Source organism: Halomonas litopenaei, assembly GCF_003045775.1.
In the GTDB taxonomy this organism is placed as follows: domain Bacteria; phylum Pseudomonadota; class Gammaproteobacteria; order Pseudomonadales; family Halomonadaceae; genus Halomonas; species Halomonas litopenaei.
Genome location: NZ_PXNS01000006.1, coordinates 346,812 through 360,853, shown reverse-complemented (window position 1 = coordinate 360,853; position 14,042 = coordinate 346,812). Strand labels below are relative to the sequence as shown.

Annotated in this window: 1 protein-coding gene; it reads right to left on the bottom strand. The window is 64.9% G+C overall.

Annotated elements, in window-relative coordinates:
- Positions 1-719: 719 nt before the first annotated feature.
- A complete protein-coding gene (locus tag C6W88_RS13100; RefSeq protein ID WP_108132758.1) occupies positions 720-14,042 on the bottom strand; it encodes a carbohydrate-binding protein in 13,323 nt (4,440 codons plus the stop codon).

Sequence of the window (14,042 nt, the reverse complement as noted above, 5' to 3'; positions counted from 1 at the left end):
GATTCAATGGCGACATGCTCGCTAGGGCAATGCGCGAGGAATGACGAAAGACCAATCACCAAACCACTGATTCAATGGCGACATGCTAGCCCGGGCAATGCGTGAGGAATGACGAAAGACCAATCACCAAACCACTGATTCAATGGCGACATGCTCGCTAGAGCAATGCGCGAGGAATGACGAAAGAGCAATCACCAAACCACTGATTCAATGGCGATATGCTCACTAGGGCCATGCGCGAGGAATGACGAAAGACCAATCACCAAACCACTGATTCAATGGCGATATGCTCACTAGGGCCATGCGTGAGGAATGACGAAAGAGCAATCACCAAACCGCTGGTTCGATGGCGCCATGCGCACGCGCAGATTGCCAGTTCCAGGAAGGGGCCCCCCAGAGGGATCAAGCAGTAGGATCAAGTACTGGGATCAAGCAGAACAAAATGACGAGGACCGAGTTGGACCACTCGGCTCGTTGATGGCAAGAAAAAGAACTGCGCGGACCAAGGTTCAGGGGGGGACGGTCCGCGCAGGGCCAGCTCCCTGCCGGCACGGGACACCATGACAGCGACTCTGCTGCATCTTTCTGGAGCAGAGGATGGCCCCCCGGCCATCCTCCCTCCTCCATTTTTCTTGTTGTCAGACCCCGTTGCCGGGGCCTGACATGGCTTCCTCCCTCGTTTTTCTGTTCCGCCTTGGCTTGTTCTCCAAGCCTCAGCCTCAGAAGCCGGCGTCGTCCTGCTGAACGCCCTGGACCCCGACATCGTCGCTCATCGGCTGACTGTCGATACCATCGTCGGCCTGGCTGGCGAGCGGATCGTCCGCCAGCAGCAGACTGGCGCTGGCCGCGTTGGCCGCCGCCACGTCCGGATCACGGGTCAGCTCGAAGGACGCGATGTCCTGGGAACCGCCGTTGAAGGTCAGTCGCAGCACCTGCACGCCTGCCTCCAGATCCAGGGTCATCGACGCCGTGTCGACGAACACGCCCCAGTCGCTGGTCACCGGCGTGTCGACGCTGCCCTGCTCGTAGACACTGCCGTTCTGCTCCACCGAGGCGGTGATACTGCGTCCGCCATTGGGGCCAGAAGTGACGAAGGACAGGGTATGGCTACCGGCCTGCTCGACGTTGATGGTGTACTCGAGCCACTCGCCATCCTCGATCCAGCCCACGGCCTCACCCTGGCCGACGATATCTACCGGGGTATCGCGGAAGTCGCTGCCGAACTGCGCCGCGCTCAGCTCGTTGAAGGCCTCGCCCTGCTCGCCCTCGTCGAACTGCACCGCATCCAGCGCAAGGCCATCGTCGGCGTCCACCAGCCAGGGGGTACCACCGGCGTTGAACGCCTGCTGCCCATCCCGTGACAGCGAGAAGCCCTCAAGGTCCATGGACCCGCCGTTGAAGGTCAGGCGCAGCACCTGCTCGCCGGCCTCCAGCGTCACCTGGGTGCTTTCGGTCTCGACATAGTTGGTCCAGCCACCGGTGGGCTCGACCCCCACCGGCGTGGCGGTGGCGTAGGGCGTGCCGTCGTCCTTGGTGAAGCTGGCGGTAATCGAGCGCTGCCCACCGCCGGTGGTACCCAGCGAGGCCAGGAAGGCCATGTCGTAGGTCCCCGCCTGCTCGATGTTCAGGGTGTACTCCACCCATTCGCCATCCTCGATCCAGCCGATGGCGCTGCCGCCGTTGGACAGATCCACCCCCTCGCCGCGCACGTTGCTGCCGAGCTGCGCCTCGCTGGTGTCGTTGTAGGCGACGTCCTGTCCGCCCTCGTCATAGTTCACCGCATCGAGGCTGAACTCGCTGCCCACCTGCCAGGGCTGGCCATCGTCGGTGAATGCCTGCTGGCCATCGTCCATCGCTCCCACCGGCGCCAGGGTAAAGCTCGCCAGATCCATGGAGCCGCCGTTGAAGGTCAGGCGTACCACCTGTTCGCCCGCCTCCAGCGCCACCTGGGTGGTCTCGGTCGGCACGAAGTTGCTCCAGCTACCGGTGTCGTTCACCGCCACCGGCGAGGCGCTCACGTAGGGGCTGTCGCCGCCCTTGGCAAAGCTTGCGGTGATGGTGCGCGGCCCGGGGAAATTGGTGTCCATCGAGGTCAGGAAACCAAGATCATAGAGCCCGTCCTCGGCCACGTTGATGGTGTACTCGACCCACTCGCCTTCGGTGATGTAGCCGATGGCCAGTGACGGCGTGGAGATGTCCACCGCCTCGTCCGAGCGGAAGCCGTTGCCCTGATGCGCCGCGGTGGAGTCGTTGTACGACACCCCCTGACCGCCGCTATCGAACAACCGCGCCTCCAGGGTCAGACCGTCGGCGTCCACCAGCCACGGGGTCTGGGTGTCGTTGAACGGGTCCTGACCGTCGTCCACCGGCTCCACCAGATCCAGGCTGAACGATGCCAGATCGAGCTGACCGCCGTTGAACGTCAGCCTGAGCACCTGCTCACCCTCTTCCAGATCGAAGGTCAGGGGACCCACCTCGGTGAAGCTGGTGAAGCTGCCGGTGTTGGGCAAGGCCTGCGTCTGGGCATCGGTGTAGAAGTTGCCATCCTGCTCGAAGGCCGCGGTGATCGACTTGCCACCGGAGACCGCCGAGGTGGAAAAGTTCAGCGTATAGGTGCCTGCCGTCTCCACGTTCAGGGTGTACTCCAGCCACTCGCCGTCGGCCACATAGCCGATGGCCAGGCTACCGTTGGAGATGTCCACCGCCTCGTCGGAGCGGAAGCCATCGCCCTGGTGCGCGTCGGTGGTGTCGTTGTAGGCCACTCCCTGACCCCCGTTGTCGAAGAACCTCGCCTCCAGGGTCAGGCCGTCTGCTCCGACGGCCCAAGCGCTCTGGTCGTCGTTGAAGGCGGTCTGCTCCACCGGCGTCGGATCGTCGAGGAAGTTCGGGGTACCGTCGCCATCATCGTCGTCGTAGAGGTCCACGCGGCCATTGCCGTCGGCGTCCTCGGCGCCGGTCGGATCATAGGTGGTGACGTTCTCGACAAGGAAGATATTGTCGTTGTAGTCGTAGTTCACCCCCGCGTAGTCCTGGATGACGATATAGGTGTTCGGGATCACGTTGCCGTCGGCGTCCTTGGCCACGTACACCCGGATCAGGTGACCGTCGTTCTCGTCCCAGTTGAGGTTGGCCCCCGGGATACCGATGGCATCGATGGTGTCCTCGTAGAGGTTGGCATCGGGATCGGACCAGGAGATGTATCCCGGACGATCGGAGATCTCGGCATAGAAGCCGAAGGGATCGTCACGATCCAGGGTCGCCACCGCCAGGTTGTCGCCGTCATTCAGGGTACGCGGCAACAGGGTCTGACCGTCGGCCTCGTCATGGGCAATGATCTCGTCGATGTCGCGGCTGTCGACGTCGTGGATGAACAGCCGGGCGATGTCACCCTGGCCATGGTAGGCCGCCAGCTGGGTGATGGTGATCGGCGAGGCCCCGTCGGCGCGCTGGAAGTACGGCGCCAGAACCTCGTCGCCGTTGGCCTCCACCAGGCCGCCCTGGTTCATCTGTCCCTGGGCCACGTCGGTGGAGTAGCCGAAGGCGTTGACGATCTCCTGCACCGTCGGCTCCTGGCCGCTCTCGGACTGGTTCTGGCTGATGCCGGCCAGTTCGATCACCTTCTCGGCCTCGTCGGCGTCGCTTGAGCTGATGATCAGGCTGGCCTCGTAGAGCGAACCGTCGTTGGGGTCATCGGCGATAAAGCGCACCGTCACCTCCACCGACTCGCCCGGCGCCAGGGTCACCGCACTGAACGCCTCGGTCAGCTCGAACAGCGAGGTATCGCTGACCTCGACGTCGTCGATGGTCAGGGCATCGAAGCCGTCGTTGGACAGGGTGATGGTGACCTCGTCGTGGACCTCCTGGGCATCATTGACCGGGTTCTCGATGCGCGACATCACCAGCCGCTCGTCGGAAGGCACGCCGTCGTTGTTGGTCACGGTCAGCGAGCCACCGGACACCGGCTTGACCCCTTCGATCACGAACATGTTGTCGTTGTAGTCATAGTTGATGCCGGTGTAGTCCATGATCCCCAGGTAGGTATTGGGGATCACGTTGCCGTCGGCGTCCAGCGCCCGGAACATGCGCACCGTGTAGCCCCGCTCGATGCCGTCGGCGTCCGCCGGCGGCGTGCCTCCACCCTGGGGGTTGAGCGACGGATCGGTGGAAAGGCCGGCCATCTCGATGCCGAAGACCTCTTCGCCGGCCCAGCCATCGGGGATGGTATCCCGGCTGAACGTCGCGGTGGCAAAGTCACCGTTGTTGACCAGCGGCAACAGCGTCTGGTTGTTGTCTCCCTGGTGGTTGGTAAAGATGATGTCCTGGTTCTTGTTGCCCGGCGCATGGATACCCAGCGTCGCCCCGCCACCACCGTGGTAGGCGGCGATCTGGGTGATCTTGGCCTCGCTTACGCCGTCGGCCAGCGACCAGTAGCGCGACAGCACCTCGTCGTCGTTGACCGGCCGATACAGGTCGAAGTCGTTGAGCACCGAGTTCTGGCCGCCACCGGTGGTCGCCAGACCATCGATCTGGTTGCCGAAGCCGAACACCTCCCAGACCTCGTTGACGTTGGGTTCCCAGCCACCCTCGTCACGAGCCTGCCAGAAGCCGGCCATGTGGATCTCGGCCACCGGCGAGTCCTGGTCATTGGTCACCAGTCGAATGCGACCCTCGAACACGCCATCCCCGGCGTCGGTGGTCGGCGCCGTATAGGCGTCCCGGTCGAACAGCACCGTGACCGTGAGCGACTCACCGGCAGCGAGGGTCAGGCCGTCGAACGCGCCCGGATCGGCCAGCACGAAGGGCCCGTCGATATCGGATTCGAGGATCTCCAGCGGCTCGCTGCCGCTATTGGAGATCGTCACCGTGGCGCTGTCCTTGAACTCGCGATCGTCGTTCGAGGCGCTGTTGTTCTCCAGGTAGCTGAAGTGCAGGCGGTTGGCGAAGTAGGCAGCATCGCCGCTCTGCACCTCGATATCGGCGTTGTCGTTACCGGTCAGCGGCGACACGTCGAGGTAGTCGAGGTCATCGGCACCATCGGCGCTGGATACCGCGCGCAGGTTGTACTCGACGCCGGCCTGAAGCTCGACGTAGACGCCCTGCTCGCCGGCGTCACCCACCCCGGGATAGGCCAGGCTATCGATGGTCTGCCCATTGAGGGTCAGCGCCAGCGAGCCACCGTCATCGGCACCGGCGTTGGCCGCCAGGTCCAGACGATAGAGACCGTCGCTGTCCACCGTGAAGTAGAAGTCGGCGGTCAGCTCATTGACGGTACGCGCACTGTTGCCATCCTCGAGCTCGATGCGGCCACCATCGGAGACATCGGCGTAGACCGGGATGAAGATGTCACCACTGTCGTCCGGCACCCGCAGCAGGTCGATATTGGGGCCCACTGCATTCGGCGCGGTCAGCACGATGGTGTTGCTGCCGGCTTCCAGGTTGACCAGCACGTCCTGGAAGAACCAGTCGGTCTCGTCGTCGTTGCTCTGGCCGACGAAATTGAGCTGGCCCAGGTCATTGCCGTTGATGGTCAGGCCCAGCGGACGGTCGGCCTTGCTCGCGGCCAGCGCGTAGCGGAAGCCGATCTCATAGCTGCCCGCCTCGTCCACGTTCACCGTCCAGGTGATGGTCTGGTCCCCGGCCCCAGCAAAGTCGACGAAGCCATCACCGGAGGCGTTGCGGTCGTCCTGGCTCTCGGGGACTACTACCGCCCCGCCGAGCGCGGCGTCCTCGGCCTCGTAGAGGGTGAAGCCGGGCGTTGCATCCCCTTCTTCCTGAAGGATCGCCAGCTGGTCGATGTTGGGACCGGTGTTATCGGTGGCCTGGAAGCGCACCGTGTTGAGACCGGCTGCCAGATCGGCATCGATATCCACCGTCAGCCACTCGGCCCAGCGCGAGTCTGCGTCATCAAGCGACGGGTCCTGGGGCGGCGGGAAGGATACGACGCCCACCGAGACGTTGTTGACGAACACCTCCAGAGGACGATCGGCATTGCCGCCGTTGGCGTAGCGCACCCTGAGCACTGAGTCGCCGGCCTGATCGGGGTCCAGCTCGAAGCTGAAGGTGATGAAGTCCTCATTGGTGCTACCGAAGTCGGCGTAACCGCCGGGCACACCGTCATCGTCGACGTCATTGCCATCGACCCCGAAGGCGCCGGGGCGCAGGCCGTTGGGCAGATCTGCCTGGTTCGGCTCGGGATTGTTGATGTCGCGAATCTCGATCTCGGCGCCTGCACCGGAGGCCACGACCACCGAGGTGCCGTCATCCGGGGTCATGTCCTCGGCCTGGATGGCCAGCACCATGACCAGATCATCGACGGGATCGGGATCGGGATCCGGATCGACGGGACCGGTGGTGCCACCCGGGGCCGGGTCGAGGCGAATGATCTGGCTCTGGCCGTTGCCGCGGTTGAGGGTCAGCAGGTAGAGCTGGCCGGTAGCCGGGTTCTCGATGATGTCCAGCGGGTCGACGTAGGTGATGACGTTGCCGTCGGGATCACGCAGCACATCGTCGCCGATGACGTTGCCGTTGGCGTCCAGGGTAATGGAGCGCACGTCGTCACCGCCGGAGTACTCGGTGAACAGCACGTTGCCCTGGAGGTTGCCGCCGAACACACCGCTGGTGTATTCCACCGCGCCGTTGGGTGAGCGGTTCTCGCCCAGCGAATAGACCCCGGCGATGTCGTAGGTGCCCTCGGGAATGGTGCCCGTCGGGTACTTGTCGACCTGGTTGGGGTCGTTGGCACCGGTGGGATTGCCGCCGTTGAGGATGTACTCGTCACGCAGCGGGTTCGGATGGCCGTAGTAGCCGCCCTCTTCGATACGGAACAGGTAGTCATCCTGCTTCTCGACACCGGTGTAGCGCTCGTTCTCCGGCGTGGAGGGATCATCCGGCACGTTGCCACCGGCCGCCGAGCCGTTGGTCGGCACGTAGAGGAAGCCGTTGGAGTGCCACACCAGGTCGTAGGCGTTACGCGCCCCGGTGGCGAAGATCGTCAACACCGCGTCGGGGGCGTAGGGATCGTAGTAGGTCTCCAGCACGTTGCCGCTGGCGTCCTGGACCGTGGCTACGCCGCGATCGTCGAACACCAGGAACTCGCCGTTGCCCATGGGGATGGGATCATCCTTGGGATGACCGTCGGGGTCATCGAAGCGCCGATTCAGGCCATCGTCGGGCAGCGGTTCGGTGCTGACGTCGAAGGGGCCGTTGGACACGTCACGGGTCGGATCGATTTCCAGCACCGCGGCGTTCAGAAGACGCTCGGGACGGTTGCCCCAGGCGCTGTCCGGCTCGCCCATGGCGGTGTTCGAGCCCTGGATCAGGTACAGCAGGTGACTCGGCACGTCCGGGTTGGTGTCCGGGTCGTAGTCCGGGTTCTCGCGGAACTCGAGGCTGTTGGTCACGTGGTCGCCGTTGGAGCGCGGCAAGCCGGTGATATAGGCCTCGGCGGTACCGGAGAAGCCGGGTCCATCATCCAGGGTGATCTTGGTGATCCGTCCGCTGAAGTCCGGCACACCGTTGTCACGTCCGGTCAGCGGGATCGGATAGTTGTCGGTGATCCACAGCACATTGGGATCGGTGGGGTCCACCACCAGACCGATGATGCCGCGCTGCTGACTCTGTCCCGGCTGGTCGAAATAGTCGTTGGGCAGACTCAGATCCTGGCGATTGGACAGCGAACCGTCGACCGGGTCGACATCGTAGCGCAACAGTTCACCGCTGATGGTGGCGATGTACATGTAAGCGCCATCCGGGCTCATCTCCAGCGAGGTGAAGCCGAAAGCACCGTCGGCGGCGCCGTTGAGTTCCACCACGTCGTTGAAGGCCACGTCGCGGGCGACCACCTCCGGCTCGGCGCCGGTGACGAAGGTGTTGGTGTACTTCTGGAACTCGCGGGTCGGCGCGCTCGCATCGTCGTTGGGGCCACGGTCCTGGAAGCCGTCGATCACCAGGGTGTAGCTGGTGAACGGCTTGAGGGTCTGGCTCGGCGAGATGGTCAGCGAATCGAAGCCGCCGGTGGTGTTGGCGTTGAAGCTGACTTCCTGACCGGTGACGGTCTCGAACAACCGGATCGAGCCGTCGCCCAGGCTTTCGAGCAGGGCTCCACCACGTCCGTCCACCACCGAGATGCCGACAAAGATGTCGGAGGTCGGATCGACCCCGGTGGGAATGGCACCGTCATCCGGATCGAGATCCACCTCAACCTCGTTCTGGCCGACCCCGGCGATCGCCCGAGCGTCGGTGAAGAAGGCGTAGTCTTCGGCGGCGTCGCGATCGTCCCCAGGGGTCAGGTCCGGCAGGGCCTGAATCTCGATGTACTGGATCTCGGTGTTCTCATTGTTGAGCCCCATCGAATCCAGGGTCAGACGACCGTCGGTGACCTGGACGATGCGGGTGACCAGGTCAGAGCGCACGCCGTCGGTGTCGTTGGACGGATTGGTGTCGGCCGGGAAGTCATCCGGGCGGAACGGGGTGAAGGGGTCGTTGAACAGCTCGCCCTCGGCGTTGAGCACGTTGTTGCTGTCGTAGGGCCCACTGGTATCACCGATGGAGATGGTGACCTCGTAGAAGCCGTCTTCCAGCTCGATCTCCCAGCCGGCCCGCACATAGTTGGGTCCCGGCTGGTCGAAGTGGGCGTAGGTTCCCTGACGCGGGTCGAGGCCGGCGATGTCATCGGTGCGATCATTGACCGCAACGCTGGTCAGCGAACTGATGTCCAGTGGCTCGGTGCCGGGATCGCCATCGTAGATCGACTCCTCGGTGACCCAGCCGTACTGGTAGGTCTGGCCGTCGACGGTGACCGACTGGGTGCCAAAGGCCTTGCCGTTGTCGGCGATGTAGCCATCCGGCACCGCGGTGCCCTCGGGCTGGAAGTTGATCTTGACCGAGAAGCGATCGCCCGGCTCCACCGGACGATCCGGTGCCACCCCGTCACGACTCACCGTCAGGCTGTCGATGTTGGGGCCAGCGTTGCCGATATTGGCCAGACGAATGGTGTTGTCGCCGGCCTCAAGCTCCACCTCGATGGTGGTGGTGGTCCAGTTCTCCCAGCCGGCCGCGTCGGTTCCGGTGGAGGCAAAGGCCAGGCTGCCCTGGCTCTGGCCGTCGACCAGGATATCCATGGGACGGTCGGCGCCGTTAGTGCCGGCGTTGGTATAACGCACCTCCAGGGTGTAGGTGCCGGCCTCATCGACGCTCACCTGAAACTCGGCGGCGTCACCGGCGTCGGCGCCCATGTCCAGGTAACCGCTACCGGAGAAGCCATTCCATAGACCGTCGGGGCCGGCTGCGGTGTTGGTTTCCGGATTGTCGGCGTCGCGCACCTGGGTGTCGCCGTCGGCGTCGACGATGGTCAGCGCCTCACCCTCGATGGCGAAGTTGAACGCCGGGGTGCCGACGTCGGCCTCGTTGAAGTCGAACACCACCTGGTCGATGTTGGGACCGCCGGTGGCGCCCGCGGGCATGGTCAGGGTGAAGGTGTTGGCGCCCTCGACCAGCTCTACCTCGACTTCCAGGGTCTGCCACTCGTTCCAGGCGTCCGCGCCGGTGGCGTTGGGGAAGCCGAGCTGGCCCTGATCATCGCCGTTGACGGTCAGATCCAGCGGCCGCGGGGCATCACCTCCATTGGCATAACGCACGGTGGCGGTGTAGCTGCCGGCCTCCACCGCGTTGACGTTGAAGGTGATCTGGTCGCCGGGGTTGGAGCCGAAGTCCAGGTAGGCGTCACCCACCGCGCCGGGACGATGATTGCCGAAGTCGTCGGGATTGTCCGCATCCACCGGCCGGGTGACCTCGCCCTGGGCGGTACCGCCCACGTCGACGATGTCGGCGTCTTCGCCCTGCAGGGTGATCGGCGCCACCACCACGTCGTCGTCCTCGAAGCTGACCACTTCGGTGGCGCTGGCCTCGTTGCCGGCGGCGTCGGTGACAAACAGCGAGACGGTGAGATCACCGCTCTGGTCGTCGAGCTGGCCGCTCAGGTCCAGGGTAATGTTGCCCGAGGCATCCGGCGTCACCTCGGTGCGGGTCGCGCCACCGTCGAAGGACACCTCGACGGTGGTAACGTCGTCATCGACGCCCGAGACATTGAACACCGCCGCCGCCAGCTGGTTGGCGTCGAGGGTATCGTCGTCGGCGACGATGGCGAGATCGCCGTCCTCGTCAGCGCTGACGTCCTCCGCAATCGGGCCGCTGCCGCCCTCGGTCACCTCGATGCGATCGATGTTGGGACCGGTATTGGCACCTGCCGGGATCGCCAGGGCGATGGTGTTGCTGCCCGCCTCCAGGGTCACGGTGACGGTCTCGAACTGCCAGTGGTCGAAGCCTTCCTCGGGGCCGGTGCCGTCCGGATCGGTGCTGACCATGGCCAGGGCGAGCGGATCACCGCCGTTGATCACCAGGTCCAGCGGACGATCGGTATTGGTGGCGTAGCGCACACTGATGTCGTACTGGCCGGCCTGGGCCACGTCGATCTGCCAGCTGACGTTGTCTCCCGGGGTGTCACCGAAGTCCAGATAGCCGGTGCCACTGAAGCCCGGACGCAGTCCGGTGGGCTGGTTCGCCTCGGGGTTGTCCGGGTCGCGGACCTGGGTGTCGGTGTTGTTGGGGTCGGTATCGAAGCTCTCGACCACACCGTCCTCGGCCTGCAGGCTCAAGGGCGAGAAAGGCGCCTCGTCGACGTCGTTGACGGTGACCGAGACCAGCTCGATGGTGGAAAGATCGCCGTCGCTGACGCTGACCTCGACCTCGTAGACGTTGTCTTCATTGGCGTCCGCCGCCAGCTCGAAGTCACGCGCCGAGGTGAAGGCCAGCGCTCCGGTATCAGGGTCGATGGTGAACAGCGGCGCGTCGACACCACCGGTGATGGCGAACACCGGAGCCGTCAGGGTGGCTGGCTGACCGTCCTCATCGAGCACCGCGATGGACCCGATCTCGGTCAGGTTCTCGTCGATGGCAAGTGCGGTTGTACCGATCGAGAGACTCTCGTTGACGTCGCTGACCGTGACCAGGGTCGCCTGGGACACGCTGTCTTCGCCGTCGCTGACGATGACCGTCAGCTCATAGACGCCGTCTTCGTTGGCGTCTGCGGCGAGCTCGGCGTCCGGGGCATTGACGAAGCTCAGTACGCCGGTATTGGCGTCAAAGCTGAACAGCGCGGCATCGGCGCCCTCGAGGGTCACCGTCAGGGCGTCACCGTCCAGGTCGTCCAGTGTCAGGGTCGCCACGGCACTGGTGTTTTCATCGACACTGACGCTGTCATCGAGGCCGTCAATCGTCGGGGCGTTGTTGACCGGCTCCTCGATGCGCAGGAGGTCCAGCGAGTCGATGCGCATCAGCTCGCCGCCCTCGCCTCTAAGCTCCAGCGACAGCAGCGAATCGGCGGTAATCTCCACCGGGGTCTCGAACACGATCTCCTTGCGGTTGCCGCTCTGACCGGCGTTGCCCCGGCCACCACTGCCCACCAGGGTGCCGAAGTCGTCGCTCAATACGACGTCGGAGGTCAGGCTGTCGCTCGACAGATTGCGCGCCTCGAGGGCATTGCCGTCGATGGACAGGGTCAGTTCACCCTCACCGTCGGTCTCGTCGAAGACGTACAGGGTAACGCGATACCAGCCCGGCTCGACGCCTGCGGCCGCAAGCTCGGTGCCCACGGTGGCGGGCGCGTTGCTGGTCACCCGGATCAGCTCATTGCCCGAGGCGCTGGCGTTACCGGTGGCGATGACGTTGTCGGCGTCCAGGTCGGTAAAGGCCTCGGCCTCGATGGTCACGACGTCACCGATATCGGTGCCCTCGATCTGGAACTCCAGCACCTGGGTCGCGGACAGACCGCCGGGATCGGTGGCGCGCAGGGTCACACTGAAATTGCCGCCCTGGGAGGGCGTGCCCTGGATCACGCCATTGACCACCTCGAGTCCTTCCGGCAAGTCTTCGACCGTCAGGGTCAGGTCGTCACCGTCGGGGTCGGAGAACAGCGGCGCGAAGTCGGCGATCGCCACCTGACCGAAGGCCTCGCCGACTTCACCGAAGAACGGCTCCAGCGCCGCCGGTTCCGCCACCGGGGCGTCGTTGACGTTGTCGATGGTCAGCACAAAGCTGTCGGAGGTCTCGATCTGACCGTCATCGGCAAACAAGGTAACGGTATAATCACCGGGTTCCAGCCCGTCCAAGCTGCCGCTCAGCACGCTGCCGTCGATGGCAAGACCAGCGGCGTCGACAGGCGCACCATCGGCGTCGGCCACCTCGAAGCGGTAGCTCAGGTCGTCGCCGTCGGGGTCCTCGAAGGCCAGGTCGACCTCGAGGGTGGAACCTTCATCGAGGGCAAGGTCGGCGACGCCACCACCGACCACCTGCGGCGCCTGATTGACGTCGCCGGTGGTGGCCTCGCTCAGGGTCACGTTGGAGAAGCGCGCGCTGCCCTTGGCGCCCAGGTCGTCGTCGTTGACGAACACCAGCGAATCGATGGTGGTGCCCGCGTGGGCCGACAGATCGATGGTAAAGCTGACGACGCCATCACCGTCGTCATCGACGCCCTGGCCACGCAGGTCGACAAAACCACCCTGGCTCTGGGTGCCGGCCAGCTGGTAGGCGCTGTTGCCACCGTTGAAGGGGTTGTCGTCGAGGTCAAAGCCGATCGCGATGATCTCCGACACCGGGGTGTCAGAGGCGCTGAGTTCGAGCGTCAGGCGAGTGTCGGCGGTGATCTGGTAGCTTTCGCCCAGGGCCACCCGCTTCCACACGTTGTCGGTCAGGGCGAGCGTCGCGCCGGCGTCTTCCACCGCCGCACCGGTGCCCTGGGACGGGTTGTCCTGGTTGCCGCCGTAGGACGAGATCGCCCCCGCCGAGAAGTCCACCGTCAGCGGGGCATCGTCGGCTTCCAGGGTGACCTGGGTGCTGGTGCTGGCTTCGTTGCCGGCGGCGTCGGTGACGTAAAGGGTGACGTCCAGGGTGCCGGCGTCCTGGCCGGACAGGTCCAGCTGGACGCTGCCACCATCGACCCCGACCGGGGTGCGGGTGGTGCCGCCGTCGAAGCTTACCTCGACGACATCGGCGTCGGTGTCCAGCCCCGCCAGGTTGAAGGTGACAGCGTCGCTGTCATCCGCGGCTACCGGATCGACCGGGCCGCTGAGCGCCAGGTCAGCACCCTCGTCGGCGGTGGTATCCAGCGTCAACGAAAGCTCGCGAGTCGCACGGTTGCCGAAGGCATCCATCGCGATCAGGCTGGCCGCCAGCGGCCCATCGGCCTGGCCGGACAGGTCGAGGCTGAAGTCACCGTTGGCGTCCGGGGTGACCTCCTCGACGTTGACGCCGCCATCGAAGCTGACGCCGACGAAGACGATGTCATCATCCAGCCCCGTTACGTTGAAACCCGCCGAGGCAGCGGCGTCGGCATTGATCAGGGCGGAAGCGGAGCTGAACGACAGATCGTCACCTTCGTCGCCCTCGACATCGCCGACCGGACCGGTACCCGCCGTGGTGACCTCGAGACGATCGACGTTGGGTCCATTGTTGCGGCCAGCCGGGATCGCCAGGGTGATGGTGTTGTCGCCGGCCTGCAGACTCGCCGTCAGGGTCTGATAACCCCAGACATCGAAGCCCTCGGGATCGACATTGCCGGCATTGGGATCGGTGCTGGCAAAGGCCTGGGTCGAGGCGTCTCCCCCGTTGATCGACAGATCCAGCGGGCGCGCCCCGTTGCTGGCGTAGCGGAAGTTCAGGTCGTAGTCACCCGCCTCGGCCACGTTGACGGTAAACGTCAGGCTGTCGCCGGGTGCGCTGCCGAAGTCCACATAGCCGGTGCCGGAGTAGTCCGGGCGCAGCCCGACAAAGCCGCCGTTCTCGGGGTTCTCGGCGTCGCGCACCAGGGTGGCGGCACCGTTGTCGGCGCCGAGCTCGGCGTCCTCGGCCTGCACCACCAGCGGGTCGATCACTGGATTGGTTGCCGCAGCGCTGACCAGGGCCAGCTCGATCTTGTCGATATTGGGGCCATTGGTATAGCCGCCGCCCAGACGCAGGGTATTGGAACCGGCAGCCAGGTCGACCTCCAA